The sequence below is a fragment of the Reyranella sp. genome (genome assembly GCF_004297405.1).
Classification (GTDB): domain Bacteria; phylum Pseudomonadota; class Alphaproteobacteria; order Reyranellales; family Reyranellaceae; genus Reyranella.
This window is the reverse complement of the sequence record NZ_SCVC01000008.1, coordinates 1-17,287: the sequence shown is the minus strand read 5'-3', so window position 1 is coordinate 17,287 and position 17,287 is coordinate 1. Positions and strand designations below refer to the sequence as shown.

The 17,287-nt window shown below is 62.4% G+C and carries 12 protein-coding genes; 8 read left to right on the top strand and 4 right to left on the bottom strand.

Features of this window, described 5'->3' with window-relative positions; genetic code table 11:
- Positions 1–17 precede the first annotated feature (17 nt).
- Together EPO50_RS07635 and EPO50_RS07630 are read left to right on the top strand one after the other, a co-directional pair.
- Complete coding sequence (locus EPO50_RS07635; RefSeq protein WP_296342603.1) at positions 18–995, top strand: hypothetical protein; 978 nt, start codon at positions 18–20, stop codon at positions 993–995.
- A 709-nt stretch (positions 996–1,704) separates the two neighbouring features.
- On the top strand, positions 1,705–1,980 hold the full coding sequence (locus EPO50_RS07630) for a cation-translocating P-type ATPase C-terminal domain-containing protein (protein ID WP_296342601.1): 276 nt from the start codon (positions 1,705–1,707) through the stop codon (positions 1,978–1,980).
- 510 nt (positions 1,981–2,490) lie between these two features.
- Here EPO50_RS07630 and EPO50_RS07625 read toward each other — a convergent pair.
- Positions 2,491–3,069 (bottom strand): VOC family protein, encoded by a 579-nt coding sequence (locus tag EPO50_RS07625; protein WP_296342599.1) that lies wholly within the window; start codon positions 3,067–3,069, stop codon positions 2,491–2,493.
- 85 nt (positions 3,070–3,154) lie between these two features.
- Positions 3,155–3,778 carry an FMN-dependent NADH-azoreductase gene (locus EPO50_RS07620; protein ID WP_296342597.1) on the bottom strand — a complete coding sequence of 208 codons (624 nt, stop codon included), beginning with the start codon at positions 3,776–3,778 and terminating at the stop codon, positions 3,155–3,157.
- Positions 3,779–3,857: 79 nt separating this feature from the next.
- Between EPO50_RS07620 and EPO50_RS07615 the strand changes: the two genes are divergently transcribed.
- Both EPO50_RS07615 and EPO50_RS07610 read left to right on the top strand, forming a co-directional pair.
- A complete protein-coding gene (locus EPO50_RS07615) occupies positions 3,858–4,814 on the top strand; it encodes a LysR family transcriptional regulator (RefSeq protein WP_296342595.1) in 957 nt (318 codons plus the stop codon).
- Positions 4,815–4,898: 84 nt separating this feature from the next.
- Positions 4,899–5,387: a hypothetical protein gene (locus tag EPO50_RS07610; protein ID WP_296342593.1), complete on the top strand. Its 489-nt coding sequence runs from the start codon at positions 4,899–4,901 to the stop codon at positions 5,385–5,387.
- Positions 5,388–6,131: 744 nt separating this feature from the next.
- Here EPO50_RS07610 and EPO50_RS31515 read toward each other — a convergent pair.
- Positions 6,132–6,365, bottom strand: a complete 234-nt coding sequence (locus tag EPO50_RS31515) for a hypothetical protein (RefSeq protein WP_367268034.1) — start codon at positions 6,363–6,365, stop codon at positions 6,132–6,134.
- On the opposite strand from EPO50_RS31515, the gene EPO50_RS07605 reads away from it, so the two are divergent.
- The 3 genes from EPO50_RS07605 (at position 6,351) to EPO50_RS07595 (ending at position 7,893) form a co-directional block, all read left to right on the top strand.
- Positions 6,351–6,479 (top strand): hypothetical protein, encoded by a 129-nt coding sequence (locus EPO50_RS07605; RefSeq protein ID WP_296342591.1) that lies wholly within the window; start codon positions 6,351–6,353, stop codon positions 6,477–6,479. The genes EPO50_RS31515 and EPO50_RS07605 overlap by 15 nt on opposite strands.
- A gap of 140 nt (positions 6,480–6,619) precedes the next feature.
- The gene (locus tag EPO50_RS07600; protein WP_296342590.1) at positions 6,620–7,765 is read left to right on the top strand and encodes an integrase core domain-containing protein; all 1,146 of its coding nucleotides are present in this window, start codon (positions 6,620–6,622) and stop codon (positions 7,763–7,765) included.
- Positions 7,756–7,893, top strand: a complete 138-nt coding sequence (locus tag EPO50_RS07595; RefSeq protein ID WP_296342588.1) for a hypothetical protein — start codon at positions 7,756–7,758, stop codon at positions 7,891–7,893. The genes EPO50_RS07600 and EPO50_RS07595 overlap by 10 nt, the downstream gene beginning before the upstream one ends.
- A 29-nt stretch (positions 7,894–7,922) precedes the next feature.
- Here EPO50_RS07595 and EPO50_RS07590 read toward each other — a convergent pair whose 3' ends face one another.
- Entirely contained in the window at positions 7,923–16,460 is an 8,538-nt protein-coding gene (locus EPO50_RS07590) for a glucoamylase family protein (protein WP_296342586.1), read from the bottom strand.
- A 402-nt stretch (positions 16,461–16,862) separates the two neighbouring features.
- Here EPO50_RS07590 and EPO50_RS07585 point away from each other — a divergent pair, with 402 nt between their 5' ends.
- Positions 16,863–17,093 carry a hypothetical protein gene (locus tag EPO50_RS07585; RefSeq protein ID WP_296342584.1) on the top strand — a complete coding sequence of 77 codons (231 nt, stop codon included), beginning with the start codon at positions 16,863–16,865 and terminating at the stop codon, positions 17,091–17,093.
- Positions 17,094–17,287: the final 194 nt, after the last annotated feature.

Genomic DNA, 17,287 nt, shown 5'->3' with positions numbered 1-17,287 from the left:
CTTTTGGTGGTCCCGGCGTGATGGACAAAACGGCATTCGTGGCCATCAATAGCCATAGCGATGGGGGCTTGCCTGTCATGAAAATCGGATCCCTAGAGCATCGCGATGCTTTCTGCTCGCACTTTGCGCGAACCTATCTCGACTATGATCCTGAGGCGCTGCCCTGGCCTGCCCTGGACGAGGCGGCATTGCACCGCCTTCGGCAGGTGCCCTTCTGGGAGGATGTTCTCTACTTCGAGCGGCGCGCCGGCGCGATCGTCGCGGCCTTCACCGAAACTGTAACCGATCCGGTCATGAAGGAGGCGCTGGCCCTGCAGGGCCGGGAGGAGACCCGGCATGCGAAGCTGATCCGCGTGATGGTGGACAGATATGGCCTCGACGCCCCGGAGCGGCCGATCGGGGATCTCGGCGCGGACATCGAAACCAGCTTCAAGGATTTCGGTTTCGGCGAATGTTTCGACTCGTTCGTGGGATTCGGCCTGTTCAAGATCGCCTGGCAATCGGAATTCCTTCCCCGGGAGATCATGCAGATCTTCTCGATGTTGATGTACGAGGAGACGCGCCACATCGTCTTCTTCATCAACTGGATGGCCTACACGGAAGCCCGCAAGGGCTGGCTTGCAAGGACGGTTTCCCCGCTGGTGACCCTGCGCTACTACGTGCGGGCGGTGCACAATAAGATTCGCTTTGCGCGTCGTGGCCAGCAGGTCGATGACGGCAAGAGCCTGGCGGCCCTCCAGGTCAGCATGTTTCTCGATGGCTTCAATTTCCGGCGCTTCCTCGAAGACTGCTACGCCGAGAACAGCCGACGCATGAGTGTCTTCGATCCGGAATTGCTGCGTCCCAGCTTCCTGCCGCAACTGACGGACGTTGCCCTCAAGGCGCTGCGCGTGTGGGGCAGACGAACAGAGCTGGAAACGAAGCCAGGCTCATTACCGCCCCTCTACGGCGCACACCCGGGATCTGCCGCCGCCCAGCGGCCGGAAAGCTCATAGTCTTCCGGACCGCACGCGTCTCACGCGCTCAGTGCCAAGGGCGCTGACGATATCGTCGAGCTGCGGTGAAGGGCGGCAAGAAGCCGGAGGACCTTCGCCAAATGAGCCTGCGGGCAGTCCGGGATGCAGAGCGTCCTAGTTCACAGCACTTCTTGCGAGGAAGCCTGGCGACGTGGCTCTTGAGGCCTTTAGACGCGTCCTCGGCCCGGCTGAAAGTTCAACAGCTGTGCAGGCCCTCTATGGCTTCTATGGCACGCCTCACGAGGGGGCCGGCCCATCAATTGAGAACGGCATTGGCTGAACACGCCAAAGCGATGCGGGACATACTTTGCGAACGCCCTAGTAACATCGGTGATAGCGACTCGGACCCGTTGACACGAGGGATCGAGAGCGCACGAGCTGTGTTGGATGACGCTTGCCGACCCTATCTGCGAGATCCTTCGTGGCGTGAAGGGTTGGGGAGTGGGCCAATGGCAAGCAAGATCAACAAAGCAATGGACAGCTCTCAGCGCGGATAGTGGGCACGGCCATGAAAGCCTCCCAGGGCAAAGGATCAGCTGCGTGTGAAGGGAGGGGCGCATGCCGTAGGCGATCAGCAGGACGACGGCTAACCAGTAGCTGATCGGCGCGATAAAGCCACGACCGCCGTGGGGCCTATGCTCGACCTTGATGCCGAACTTGCGGCGGAACGCAGATCCTCTGGATCAACTTGGTCACCGACGGCGCGCCTGCGCTCGCTCTCGGCGTCGATCCGGCGGATGCCGAAACCATGAACCGGCCGCTCCACCCGCACGACGAAGGCGTCATCACACTCCGCATGTGGATCGGCATCGTCTTGGTCGGTGCCGTCATGGCGGTGGGCACGCTCGCCGTCCTCGACGCCTGCCTGCCGGGCAGCTTCATGGAAGGCTCCGGCACGCTGCAATATGCCCAGACCATGGCCTTCACCAGATGGTACCGGCCTTGCTGCAAGGCTCTGACATGATCGCGCTGCTTCCCTCGCGCGTGCTATCCGATTTCGATGGGCTCGTTTCCTTTCAGCCGCCGATTAAAGTGTCGGGTTTCTCTCTACACCTTGCTTGGCATCGCCGGCGTGCAAAGGATGCCGCCTTGCAACATGTTGCGGCGATCTTAATTGCGTTGCTGAGGTGAGAATGGGGTACGGCAGAGTGACTCGAGCTTGCTCATTCCGTTGAATCGAAATCGTCCTCGCCGGTATGCAGCATCACTGCCAGCGAGCGTAGTCCGATATCGACCTATCCATTGTCGGCGCCGCAAGCGCTAGCCTAAAGGCGTTCGGCGCATGGCCGGGTTTGACGGCGAATGTCGTCGAGGGCGTCAACGCAATTGTCGCGCTTGGCCGCGGTAGCGACAAAAACTCTGCGAGCGCCAGTGCGCTGGCAGCTTCAGCCACAAGTGATAACATTTTGCGTTAGTCTGGATTTCGAAATGTTCATTCAGACCGGCCAGATTGTATCAATCTCGGCAGTGGGCTCTACCACCAGGGCCTGATGAGCGTGGCCGCGGGCTCTCCTGTCCGCAGTCGCGCGAGCAGGCTCTGGGGATCGACCGGAACGCCTACCGGATTCTTCTCGAAGGCATCCGACTCCATGTAGGCGGTGCCTTCCTCGATGGTCGCGAAGTTGTCGACCTGAAGCTCGATGTTGTTGCCGTCCGGGTCGGCGTAATAGAGCGATGTCGTCGTGCCGTGATTGACGGAAAACACGGGCGTGACCCGCTGCTTCTCCAGTCGCTCGAAATTCTCGAGCAGGGCGGCGAGCGAGTCGTAGGTGAAGGCGATATGGGATAGGCCGCGATTCTGCGGAGCGGCGTCGCTGCGAGACACGCCATCCCCGCTTGGGGCGATCAGCTGGTCGAGGCCTCCCGACGCGCGCGCCACAGCATCGCGGTCCGCCAGCGCGATTCGGTGATGCTCTTCGTCATAGGTCATGAAGACCGCCGCCGGATTCTGGTGAACGACGCGCGCATCGAGGACATTCAGGTACCAGTCGCGCATTTCGGCAAGACGGCTCGTGAAGAGGACGACATGAGCGAGTTTCGTGGGCGATGTCATGGGGCATTCTCCTGGATCAAGCCTCTGCAGGCCGTGGTCGTGGCCCGCTGCCCGCCGGTGCCGGCCGGCAGCGGGGTTCCATGGATCAGGCGGCGTTCGCGACCGCGCCGATGGTCGTGGGAAGCCCTGCGATCGCGGCCTTGATCGACTGCTCGCGCTGTTCGGCGCCAAAGGCCACGCCTTCGGCGCGCACGACCTCGATGTCGGTGATACCGATGAACCCCAGGATCGCCCGCAGATAAGGTTCCTGGAAGTCGTTGGCGGCATGCGGCGTGCCGGGGGCATACAGCCCACCGCGCGATGACGCCACGATGACCTTCTTGTCGCCGGCCAGCCCCTTCACGCCGGAGGCGTCGTACTTGAATGTCCTGCCCGCGACGACGATGCGGTCGAGCCACGCTTTGAGCTGGCTCGAGATCGCAAAGTTGTACATCGGGGCGCCAAGCACGATGACGTCGGCGGCCAGGAACTCTTCGAGGACGGCGGTGCCTTTTTCCACTTGGGCTCTGGTCGCCGTGGTGGGCTCAGCGCCCGGCTGGGCGGCGAGGATCGCACCATCGAGGTGAGGCAGCGGATCACCGGCGAGGTCGCGGCGGATGACCTGGAGGTCGGGAAGACGGCGCTTCCACTCGGAAACGACCGCGGCGGAGAGCTGGCGGGACACCGACGCCTCACCGGAAATGCTGGAATCGATATGGAGGAGTTTCATGGGACGTCCTGGGTTTCGAGGTTGTTGCTCGCGCCAGGCGTATATAAAGGTGGAACAATAGAGAGATTAGAGAGTGAAAATGGAACGTTTCGTTGCACTGGGTGAACAATCGTTCGCCATGCGCGATCTGAACGACCTCAATTTTTTCGCCGCTGTCGTGACTTTTGGCGGCTTTTCCGCTGCAGCCCGGGTACTGGGCGTTCCCAAATCCCGAATCAGCCGCCGGGTATCGGCGCTCGAGGAAAAGCTCGGCATCCGGCTCATCGAGCGATCGACGCGCCGGTTGAGCGTCACCGAGGTGGGGCGGGACATATATCGTCATGCCCGGGCAGCGATCGCCGAGGCCGAAGCGATCGAGGAAATTGCCTATCGGCAGAAAGCCGAACCTCAGGGCCTTGTGCGCGTCAGCTGCCCGGTCGGCGCCGAGCGTATTCTTTCGAGCAAGCTACCGGGTTTTCTCCGCCAGTATCCCCGAGTGCGTTTGCAGCTGATCGTCACCAATCGCCGCGTCGACCTGATCGAGGACGGCATCGATGTTGCCATACGCGTCCGTGAGACCTTCGACACGGATGTGGATCTGCAAATGAAGGTCATCGGGCGTATGCACTCACGCCTCATCGCGAGCCCGGCCTATCTGGAGCTGGAAGGTGCTCCGACAGTGCCTTCCGATCTCTCACGTTTCCACACCCTCAGCCACTCCGAGCGACCCGGACCCACGACCTGGACGTTGGTCGATGTGGATGGCCGCGAAGAAACCATCCTGCACGAACCCAGAATGGCGATGAACGATCATGCCATCTTGTGGCAGGCGGCGATCGAGGGCGTTGGCATTGCTCTTCTTCCCGAGCTGATCTGCCGCGAGGCGATCGCCGAAGGGCGTCTTCAATGGCTGCTGCCCGATTGGACCAGCCGCGAAGCGGTGCTGCATCTCGTCTTCACCTCGCGCCGTGGCCTGTTGCCCGGAGTGAGGGCCTTCCTCGACTTCGCGGCCGTGGCGCTCGATCCGCTCGCGTCGAGCGGGCGGCCCGTTACCTGAACGCATTGTTTGGCAACGCTCTCGTCCCGACATGGGTGGCAACCTGTCCGAGAAAGAGATTCTCTCGGTTTTGGCATTCCTCATGTGCGCAAGGCACTGGCATCCATATACGACGACGCTTGTTCTTCCGAACAGGCGCTCCGGAATCGCGTCGAGCGGGTGGTTGTTCGCGCCGACCGTGTCGAGATCGTCAGGACTGATGACGCCACTGACCCGGAGGAGGCTCCGACATCCCGAACCATCGTCGTGAAGGCCAGATTGGCGCATCGTAACAGGGTCAGAATCCTCGACGACGGCTCGATAGGCCCCCATCCAGTATTGATGAAGGCACTTGGTCGGGCGCACGAATGGCGTGGCTGGATGGAGCGCGGCGAGGCAACGTCGTATCGGAGCATCGCCAAAAAGGCTGGGATCACGTCGAGCTACGTCCAGACCATCCTGCCACTGGCGTTCCTGGCCCCCAAACTTACCCGTGAGCTGCTTGATGGTCGTCGCCAGTTGCGTGGTCGGCTGGTCGTCGAAATGCGTCGAGGTATTCCGGTCGACTGGGCTCAGCAAGTCGACCGTTTCTGACGGCGGTCGAGCGTCGCGCATCCACTCTCTAGGCGAAAGCGATCCCTAGCAATCGAGCCCACGACCGGCACTTGCAGTTCGCGCCACAGTTCATAATCGCAGAGTAGTGTCTCGGAAAAGCGGCTCCAGAGACTTTCGGCCCGAAACGGCATGTTCGTCCCAAAGACCGCAAAATACGCCGGTCTCTAGTGTCACTCTGGGCGGGAAAAGTGCCGAATAGTGGGGCTTATTGGTCGGACCGCCCGCTGCCGGTGTAGCGGCGGCGGGGTGGTAGTGGGGCCAGTCCCGTACGAACCGTTCTCCACGGGAATTCCCTGCTAACAGGGAAAATAACAGGCAAATAGAGTTGAAAAGCTAGGCGCCAATCGGCTGGAACTACGCTGAATGCCGTGATTTCTGGGGCTTTTGAGGGCTACTTCGCTCAGAGCTGAAAATTCCTGTCCATAGGAACAGGGAAATCCAAACTCGGGAACAGCGATTGGGCAGCGCCATAACAGGGACGTGCGAGTGGCTGATCAGCGATTGGCAGTGACGGAACGCGTGTGGCTCGGCGGAAGCTTGCGAGATCGCCTGCGACACCGCGGACCGGCCCAAGGGGGCCTGCTCAGTGGTCGGGTTGATGTGGTGCTCCACATATTGTCCCTGATCGGCGTCAGGAGTCGCGTCGTCGTCATGTTGGAATGGATCTGCTCCTACGCGACCTTCTAGCCGGGGTGTGCGCCTCATCACCGGGTCAGAGCCAGACTAGGTAGTGGGCTCATAAACTCGCATCCAGACGCGGTCAGATGCGAGGGCTACGGTGGCGAGGAAGTTCCGAGCGAGTTTATCGAAACAAGTGGCGACGGTTCGGAAATGCTTGGGCTTGCAGAAGAGGCACTCGGCGAGGTTGGGTCTCTGGTAGATGGATCGGTTGACGGATCTGTGGACGATACGCTGGCTGGTTGACGGAATGTGCGGTTTGGCATGGGCCGCCTGGATCAGCTCGAGCAGGGCGTCGGCATCGTAACCGTGATCGGCAACGACACGACGGGATTTGAGGCCGGCGCGCAGGTCGTGCGCCTGTCCGGCGGTTCGCAGGAGCCGACCCGGTAGGCCGTTCTCATCGACGACGGCATTGATCTTGGTGCTCAGTCCTCCACGAGAACGGCCGATGGCGTGATCTTCGCCCCTGTCCTTAGCGAAAACTTCGTCAGCGCTGGCGTGAGGTGCGGGATTGAGTGGGCTGATCGGCAATGATCGCTTTCGTGAACTTGGTGCTCCACGCCCTGGTCTCAACGTTCAAGACGCAAGCGCGGCTGGAGGCCGAGATCGTGCTGCTGCGGCATCAGTTGAACGTGCTGCGCCGGAGCGTTCCATCGAAGCCTAAACTGGCGCCAACCGATCGACTTTTCTTCGTCTGGCTCTATCACCTGTTTCCATCGGCGCTGAATGCGGTGGCCATTGTGCAGCCTGAGACGATCGTCCGGTGGCATCGGGCCGGCTTCCGCCTGTACTGGCGTTGGAAGTCGCGCTCGCGTGGTGGTCGGCCAAGGATTCCGCTAGAGGCCCGGCGCCTGATCCGCGAGATGAGCCTGGCCAACCGGCTATGGGGAGCGCCGCGCATTCATGGTGAACTGCTGAAACTCGGGATCGAAATCGCACAATCGACAGTCGCCAAGTATATGGCGAAGAGTGGGCGGGGGCGGTCACAAACTTGGAGGACCTTTCTGCGCAACCACGCGGCAGGCATCGGCGCGGTGGATTTCCTGATCGTGCCGACGGTCGGTTTCAAGCTGCTGTTCGCCCTCGTCGTGCTCAGTCACCAACGACGGCGACTGATATCGCTGAGTGTAACGCCCCATCCCACGGCGGAATGGATCACCCATCAGATCACGGATGCCTTTCCGTGGGATGAAGCGCCAACCCACATGATCCGGGATCGTGACGCGTCGTACGGTCACGCTGTCACCCGGCGTCTTGCGGCGATGGGAATACGTGATCACCCCACCGCCCCACAGCCACCCTGGCAGAACGGACATGCGGAGAGGCTGATCGGTTCGATCCGCCGAGAATGCATCGATCACGTCATCGTCTTCGGCGAGGCCCATCTGCGCTTCATCCTTGCGGCCTACGCCCGGCTATTACAACGAACCGCAAACGCATTTGTCCCTGGGCAAGGACTCGCCGAGCCGTCGGCCGGTCCAGCACCTCGGCCAGATTGCCGCGCGGCCGATTCTCGGTGGACTGCACCATCAATACTGCCGGATTTAGTTTCTGGCAGTCACAAGGGTTACAATGGGCGGCGCGGCCTCGAGAAAGCGTGTATGGTCCATCCATCGGTCCGACGGTCCGCGGATGTCCCGCGCTCCGACGCCGAAGAGCCATCCCAATGTCCATGAAGAATCGTCGCGGCAATCGCGAAGCGAAGAAGCCTAAGCAAAACAAGCCTAAAGTGGCCGTGTCGGCCTCTCCCTATGCAGCCGTATCGTCAAGTCCAGCCAAAGCTGCTGCCGCCAAGCGCAAGTAGGTACTGGTTTGACGTCGCGGAATGCGGCGTCACTCTAACCCCAGCGTCACGACGACCGTGTGTGTCGCGCCGTCCTCGCACAGCCGAATCCGCGCTTGACCATGCACCGGTATCTGGGGAGCACCGTCGCACTCGACATCGATGACGCCACGGCTAACGCCCTGCGGATTGCGGACCACGATCTCGTAAACTGCGCCGCGATAGCGCAGTTTCATTTCGAAACTCGGCCATGACGTCGCCACGCAGGGGTCGATCACAAGCCAGTCGCCTTCCAGGCGCAGGCCGAGGATCGACTCAACGCCGGCACGGTAGACCCAGCCGGCCGAGCCCGTGTACCAGGTCCAGCCGCCACGCCCGACATGCGGTGGCATCGAGTAGACATCGGCCGCCACAACGTAGGGCTCGACCTTGTAACGAAGCACGCCAGCACGGCTTGACGTGTGATTGATCGGGTTGAGCAGAGAGAAGAGTTCGATTGCCTTGTTGCCTTCGCCGAGCGTGGCGAAGGCCATCATCGACCAGGCAGCGGCGTGGGTGTACTGGCCTCCGTTCTCGCGGATACCGGGCGGATATCCTTTGATGTAGCCAGGATCGAGGGAGGTCTTGTCGAACGGTGGCGCAAACAGCAAGGCCAGCCGGTCGCCGCGATGGATAAGGAGACGGTCCATGGCCTCCATCGCCTCCGTCGCCCGCGCTGGATCCGCGGCCGCCGAGATCGCCGCCCAGGATTGGGCGATGGCATCGATCCGGCATTCCTCACTAGCCGCCGAGCCGAGCGGGGTACCATCATCATAGTAGCCCCGGCGGTACCAGCCCCCATCCCAGGCCTCGCGTTCCAGCGCGCTCTGCAGTGCCGTGGCATGTGCTTTCCAGGTTTCGGCACGCCGATCCTCGCCACGGGACTCGGCAAGCGGCACAAATGCTGTCAGGGCGGCATAGAGGAACCAGCCCAGCCAGACGCTTTCCCCTTGTCCTGCCTCGCCGACGCGGTTCATACCGTCGTTCCAATCGCCGGTGCCCATCAACGGCAGGCCATGTACACCTGTCTGGAGGCTGCCATCGAGGCCGCGAGCGCAATGCTCGAATAGCGAGGCGGTCTCGTCAGTCCGGTCCGGCTGAAAGTAGAGATCGTGCTCGCCAGGCCGTAGCAAGGGGCCATCGATGAATGGCACCTGCGCGTCGAGGATCGTGGCATCGCCCGTGGTTCGGAGGTAATGCGCGACGACCGCGGCGAGCCAAGCCCGGTCGTCTGAGATGCGCGTGCGGACACCGTGCCCGCCAATCGGGAACCACCAATGCTGGACGTCGCCCTCGACAAATTGCCGTGCCGCGGCGCGCAGGACGTGGTCGCGCGTCAGCTCAGGCTTTGCCACGGCGAGCGACATGACGTCCTGGAGCTGATCGCGGAAGCCGTAGGCGCCGCTCGCCTGGTAGAAACCAGAACGAGCCCAGTAGCGGCAGGCGAGAGACTGATAGAGCAGCCAGCCGTTGAGAAGAATATCCATGGCGCGGTCTGGAGTCTTTACCTGCACAGTGCCGAGAACTTCGTCCCAGAAGGCGACGACCTCGCGATAGACCGCGCCGAGGTCGGCCGCGCGATAGCGTGCGATCAGTGCGCGTGCTTCGGTGGTATCGGCCGCTTGTCCCAGGAAGAAGACGACCTCCTGCGAACTTCCGCTGGCAAGCTCGATGGTGGTCTGCAGCGCGGCGCAGGGATCGAGCCCCGCACCGAGCCGCTGCGACAGCGGAAGGGCGGCGGTGAGCGCGGCCGGATTGTCGGCGGTGCCGTTGCGGCCGATGAACTCCCCACGATCGCCGGTCCACGTATTTTGGCGGCCAGCGAGGTCGGCGAATGCCACGCGCGACCCGTGATGCATATTCCACTTGTTGCGTGCGAAGATCGCACCTGTTTCTTCGTCGCGCTCTGTGACGACCGTTGGGGCGGAGGCGCCGCGCGACAGACCAAGCACCCATTCGACGTAGGACGTCACGGACAGACGGCGCGGCCGGTCGGAGATGTTGTGGAGCGTGAGCCTCGAGACCTTGATCGGGTCGTCGAGCGGTACGTATTGCAGCAGCTCGAGCGCGATGCCGTTGGCTGTGACCTCGAACCGGCTATAACCTCGGCCATGACGAGCGATATAGGTCGCTTGGTTGTGATGGATCGGCTGTGCAGTCGGCCCCCATAGATCGCCGCTCTCGAGATCGTGCACGTAAAGTGACTCACCAGGTCGGTTGATCACCGGATCGTTCGACCATGGGGTGAGCTGGTTATCCCGGCTGTTCTGCGACCAGGTGTAACCACCTCCCTCGGCGGCCACTTGGAAGCCGAACGACGGATTCGACACGACATTTATCCAGGGTGTCGGCGTTGATTGGCCTGGACCCAAGGTAATGACGTACTCCCGGCCATCGGGTGAGAAGCCGCCGAGGCCATTGAAGAACTGAAGGCCGTCGAGCGCGACCGTCGGTGCTGGCACGACCTTCGCGTCTATTTCGGCCGTGGACCGTCGCTGGGGTGGCGGCAAGCCGCGCGGCGCCCGCAGGCGGTCGATTTGATCGGCGAGGGTGCCGCGCCCACCGCGTATGACCACGCGCGCAAGTGCCAGGAGGAGGGCGCGGCTTTCACCAGAGATTAGATCGGTGCGCAGGACGAAGACGCGCGCCCCCTCGGTGCCGGTGCCGAGGTGGGTTCTGGATCTGCTGGCGCGAACCAGTGTCTCCAACGCCGCCTGAAGATCCTGAACATAAGAGGTACTGCGCTCATTTAGGATCACGAGATCGACGGCCAGCCCTTTCAGCTGCCAATATTCCCAGGCACGCAAAAGTTCACGGACGATGCCGGCGTCCTCGACCTCGTCGATCCGCACGAGCACGATCGGCAGGTCGCCTGAGATACCCTGCGCCCACAATGTCGGAGGACCAGCCAGACCGCGACTGATCGCACCCGGGGACGAACGCAGCGCCGGGTTGGCGTACAGCACATGGCCCGCCAGGCGCTGATAATGGCTCGCCTCGGCGGAGGTTACATCGAGATGGCGAAGTTGGACCTGCGCCTGTGTCCACGCAAGCGTCGTCGCTCGCGTGAAAGCATTGGCGTCCTGATGTTTGTCGATCGCATCGAGCAGCGCCTCGCGCGACGAGGCCACCACCGTCCAGAAGGCGATCCGGGCCGTGCCACCCGCGGGTATCGCCAAGCGCCTGCGCAGGGCAAACACCGGATCGAGGACTGCGCCGACCGTGCCGGAAAGACGTCGGCCGTCCGTCGCGGCGACGGCGTTGCCAACCTCGTTGCCACGGCCGAGGAAGCGGGCGCGGTCGGTCTCTACTTCGATTACGCCGACCACTTCACCTTCGACGGCTGTCAAATGGGCGGCCCACAGCTCGGGCTCATCCGGGCCTCGTCGGCGTCGCGTCGCCAGAATAGCGCCCGCGGTGGGCAGATATTCGGTGTGCACAAAAAGCTTGGAGAAGGCCTGATGTGCCGCGTCGGCCACGGGCGATGCCAGAACGATCTCGGCGTAGGAGGTGAGCTCGATTGTGCGCGGCTCGGCGCCGGTGTTTACCAGCGACACACGCCGCACCTCCGCATCGTCCTCCGGAGATACGACGACGTCGAGGCTCGTGACGAGTGTACCGTCGTGTCGTACGAATTCAGCGCGATCCTCCGCGAACATGACGTCATAACGATCGGGCCGGCTACCACACGGTTGATGGGTGGCGGACCAGACTGCGCCGGTTTCGATGTCGCGCAAGAAGATGTAGCTGCCGTAATCGTCGCGTGTCGTGTCCTCGCGCCATCGCGTTACGGCGTGACCACCCCATTGGCTGTAACCTGAACCTGCGGCCGTCAGCATGACCGAATAGCGTCCGTTCGACAGTAAGTGAACGGAGGGACTGGCAGCATGCGGGTTGTGTAGACGACGCACGACCGCCGGTTCGAGTTCACCTGTCAGGGCACCAGCGCCGACTTCCTCGGCACGCGGATGGGCGACCGCGACGTCACGCGGCGCTCGCTCCTGAAGCAGAAGTTCAGTCGCCTGGACCTTGGGTTCAGCATGGAAGCGCGAACGCATCACGCCATCGAGCAGGGCATTGGCAATGGCGACGACGACCATGCCCTGATGGTGGGCCATATAAGCACGCACAATCGCCTGGGACTCCCCGTCCGGCAGACGGGACGGCGTAAAGTCGATCGCCTCGTAGAAGCCGTAACGGGCGCGCGCACCCCGGGCGGTCAGTCGCTTGAAATTGGCGGTAGCGGCTGCAGGATCGACCATGGCGGCGAGCGCCGTCGCATAGGGAGCAATGACGATGTTCTCGCTCAAGCCTCGCTTGAAGCCGAGCCCCGGCACGCCGAAGTTGGAGTATTGATAGGTGAACTCCTTGTCGCGCGCGTTATAGGCCGATTCGGAGATTCCCCAAGGTAGACCGAGAGCGGTCGCATACTGCATCTGCCGCCGGACGATAAGCTGGTTGGTTTTCTCAAGTAGGCTGCCGAATGGCGCGCGCATGACCAACGACGGCATGAGGTACTCGAACATCGAGCCCGACCATGAGACCAGAGCCGCGCCGCGGCCGACCGGCGTCACTTCCCGCCCCAATCGGAACCAGTGTCGGGCGGGGATCTCACCTGCTGCGATCGCCACGAAACTTGCCAACCTCGCTTCCGAGGCGAGGAGGTCGTAGCAGTTGGAATCGAGCCGATCTTCGACGGCCAGGTAGCCAATCGACAGCAGCCGACGGCGGTTGTCGAACAAGAAGTCGAACTCCATGGCATTCGCCGTGGCACGCGCGGTTGTTTCGATCGTCAGCAGCCGACGTTCCAGATCATCCACGACGACGGTAAGCGCATTGCCGCGTTGGTGGCTTACGATCGAACGATGTGCCGCTTCGACCCAATACAGCATGTCGCCGCTTTCAGTGTCGCCGCGCTCGCTGGCGAGCGTGCGGGCGAGGTCGACGGCCGTGGTGGCGTGCGCCAGGAGCGCTTCCGGTCGAGACGACGGATGCAGCAACGCCGCCGCAAGGCTCTCCAGCGCACTGACAAGTTCATGTGACGTGACAAGGTGCGTGCGCCTGTCGTCGGGCAGGGCAAGGAGGGCCTCACGGGCGAGATCCAGGCTGTCGGCTGCACCCCGGCCCATATCGGGTTCGATCGCCATCCCGCCGCGCCATGCCGCACAGGTGTTCGCGAGCGCAATCAAGTGTCCTGCCAGATTGCCGCTGTCCACCGTCGAGATGTAGGGCGGCTCCAGTGGACGCAGGTCGGACGTGTCGTACCAATTGAAGAAGTGTCCGCGGTAGCGCTTCAGCCGCTCCATGGTTGCCAGGGTCGCCTCGATGCGCTCGACTGCCTCGATTGTGCTGATCCAACCGAACTCACGAGCGGCGGCAGTCGACAGCAACAGGAGCCCTAGGTTGGTCGGTGACGTCCGCCGGGCGAGGACGGGCGTCGGATCCTCCTGGAAATTGTCCGGTGGCAGCATGTGATCTGCCTCGGTGACGAAGGTCTCGAAGAAGCGCCATGTGCGGCGAGCGACCAGGCGGAGCGAGAGGGCATCTTCAACGGCGACGCGCAGGCTGCCTGCGTCGCGCGGTGGACGACTCACCCAGTGGGCGATTGCCGGCGCGAAAAGCCATGCCAGCACGAACGGGGCTGCCACCGGTAACGCTGGACTGCCTGTGTATCCGACAAAGAGAGCTGTCAGGAGCGCGATGACCACGCTTCCGGCCATCTTGGCGTAGAGACCGAGCCAGCCGCTGCGCCGGCCCTGCTTGGACTGAGCTGCCGTGATCCATTCGAGTAGGCGGCGTTGGCTGATGACGAGGCGAAATAGTGTCCGCCCGATCGCATCGACCATCAGCCAGGCATGGTGGGCGAGGAATACCACCAGGAGTGCCGTCTGGGAGAAGGATGCCAGGATATCCGTCCAGAGTGCTCCGAGATGGCTGCGCGTCGTCGTTGCCGAATGCCTTGGAAACAACGCCCCCACGACCGGCAGGAGCGTAGGCATGGCGATAGCCAGGAGCACGAACGCCGTCCAAACGATTGCGCCCGGAAGTGGCAGGGTCCACCCGACGAGCAGAGCTAGGAGGGCGGCTGGCGCCGAAAGCGTGCGACGTAGATTATCGAACATCTTCCAGAATCCGATGGCAGGGACGTAGCCCACGCGGGCGCGTGTCGCCGTGCCCTTCACGAGGCCCATCATCCAGGGCAGAAGCTGCCAGTCGCCCCGCGCCCAGCGGTGCTGGCGCGCTGCAGCCACGTCATAGTGCGCCGGAAACTCCTCCACGACCTCGATGTCGGACACCAAGCCGGAGCGGGCAAAAATCCCCTCGAACAGATCGTGGCTGAGCATGGTGCTGTCGGGAACGCGCCCCTGCAATGCCGCCTCGAAAGCGTCGATGTCGTAAATGCCCTTGCCCGAGTAGGAACCCTCGCCGAACAGGTCCTGGTAGACGTCCGATACGGCTGACGCGTAGGGATCGATACCGCTATTGCTCGAGAAGACACGCTGGAACAGCGAGCCTTCGGTGCCGACCGGCAGAGAAGGGGTGACGCGCGGCTGCAGTACACCATAGCCCTCGACCACTCGGCCCTTCGCGACGTCGAGACGCGGCCGATTGAGGGGGTGGGCCATCTTACCGACCAATCGCGCGACTGCGTCTCGTGGCAGGCGTGTGTCCGAATCGAGGGTGATGACGTAGCGCACGTCCATTGGCAGGACTCGTGATTCGGCCTCCAGGAACGTCGTTCCGGTCGCCCCTCGCAGTAGTTGATTGAATTCATGAAGTTTGCCGCGTTTACGCTCCCAGCCGATCCATCGTCGCTGCACCTCGTTCCAGCCGCGGCGCCTATGCAGAAGGAAGAAGCGGTCGACGCCGTCGGTACCCGGATATCGACTGTTGAGGCGGGCGATGCCGTCGCGGGCGGTGGACAAGAGAGCGATGTCTTCCGGCATGGATTCCGAGTGCGCATCAGTCCAATCCGACAGCAGAGCGAAGTGAAGCGCACCGGCTGGATTGGAAAGATGGTGAACCTCAAGGCGCTCGATCTGCTCGTCGATTGCAGCTTGCGAGGACAGCAGCGTTGGAATGGCAACCATTGTGCGTAGATCGGATGGCACGCCGTCACGCAGAGCGAGTCCCGGCAGGAGGGTCGCGCCAAATCCACCGGTGATCAGGCGGTTCACCAGCAACAACGCGGTGTCGAGGGCGGGCAGAAAGCCCGCGAATGCCATCGCCACGAGCAACCAACCATGAATACCCAGCAACGAGAGGCCGAGTAGGGGAGCTAGCAGAACAATGCCGGTGGTTGCGACGATGCTGGAGACGTATCCCCAGATGCCGGTTCGCGTAAACCGGCGACGCAGCGTCAGTCCGCGCGTGCGAAAACCGACCGATCGTTCGAAGATGCGACGGCCACCACCGATCAAATGATAACCTGGCTCGCGCTCGCGGCCATCCCGGTCGCCGCTTCGCGCGGAAGACGAGGCAGCTGCAAGGGCGCGCTTTGCGACCTCCGGCTCGCGCAAAGTAGTTCCGCGCGCGATTTCCTCGATAGCAGTTCGATAGAGATTGCGAGTGGCGAAGTCCATCTCGACAAAGACGCCCGCGGTACGCAGTACATCATCTACCGGACTCACCGCCTCGAAAATCCTCGCCCAATCGACGTCAGAAACCAGGCGCATGCTGGTGATGATGTTGCGGACGGTGACGTTGGTGGCGCCTTGGAGTTGATGCTCGCGGCGGACGAGCTCGTCGGCGCTCGTTCCCTCTCCCACCAAGCGCCTTTCGAGCCACCTTACGGCGGGTGTCGTGTCAGGGTCCTGATCGCGCAGCCGCTGCACAAGCTGGACAGCGAACCCCTCGGAGAACGGTGCTCCCTCGTAAGGGGCCAGCGCCGTGGGATCCGCCACATGATCCTTCACGCCGAGCAGGCGGTCGGCAATGAGATCGGCCTGTGCGCGCGCCGACCGCTGGCTCACGATGCGACTGGCCGATCGCCGCAGGTTTTCGACCAGCACGATGCGCAAGGTGATGGCAACGGCCCACAATTCGCCAATGTTGAGCGGCTGGACTTCCTGATAGGCGCGTACGAAGCGGGTCAGCGTCTCGGGTTCGAACAGGCTATCGGTATGGGCGACAAATGCCCATACTAGCCCGAACACGCGGGGATAGCCGGCGAGTGGTCCGTCACTTAGCTTGGGCAGCTCGCGATAGTATCCCGCTGGCAGATCCGTACGGACTTCGCGCACCTGCTGCTCGACGAGATGAAAATTGTCGAGGAGCCATTCCGCGGCAGGCGTTACTGACCGGCCTTCGCTGGCTGCCTTGGCAATCGAGCGGTAAGCATGCAGCAGGACGCGCTCGTTATCTTGGAGGCGCGCAACGAGCGATCTACCGGCGATCGCCGCCTTGTGAACGGGTTGGTTAGCCGCAAGACTTCGCGCATGCTGCTCCAGCCGCTCGATGCTGAATAGTTCACTGCGGATGGCGTCTTCGTCTTGCTGAATAATAGCATGTCGAGCGCGTCCGAAGACGCGCCACGCGAACGATTTCAAGGAGTGCTGCCTTTCCGGCGGTAACGCGTGACCAACGGCAACGTTGCCGTGCGCGCGTGAAGTGTTCCTGCAGCGGATCGCTGGGGACGATCCCTTCTACAGCAAATGCAGGGCGCAGCCGAATCAGATGGATCTCAACCCTTCGGACCAAAAGCTATACGCACTTCATTGGGGGGGGTGTTCGCCCCCTTGTTCATCGAGATCGACGGGCTTTTGGGATGTGACGCGATACCCTCTTGTTCGCGCAGCGCAATCAGCCGCGATGTCCAGTGCGATCGGCGCAGCGTGACAAGAAATAGAGACGGAATTCCCCCTCATATTGGAGGGATCCGTCACCACTTGTTGTTGGCGTCACCTGAACGACAGTCGTTCACGAACGGCAACTTGATCCCAGGAGAGAGCATGACCGACCGCCAAACGGCGACGACCGATTCCTCTGCGAACGACACAGATCGACAGGACATTCTCAACGAGATCGGCGCGAAATGGAGCAAGTTCTCCAGGAAGGAGCTCTCCAACCTTACGACCATTGACCAGCTCGTAAGCCAAATCGGCACCAAATATGGTGTCAAAAAGGAAGCAGCCCAACGCCAGGTCGACATGCTGATGGATGGCCGCAACCTCACGGCGTGACCGGATTACACGCACTCGGCAGGGAGTACCTTCAGGTGGTTGAGCCGAGCCAGCGGGCAGTCGGCACGCGCGCCCGGTCGAGACTTGCCTGGACCGTGGCGAGCTTTCAAACTGCGACCCTGCGGACGGTTTCGCCCGCCATTCGATCGTTACGGAGCTGCGCGATTGACTCAAGATCGCGTCGGATCATCCAT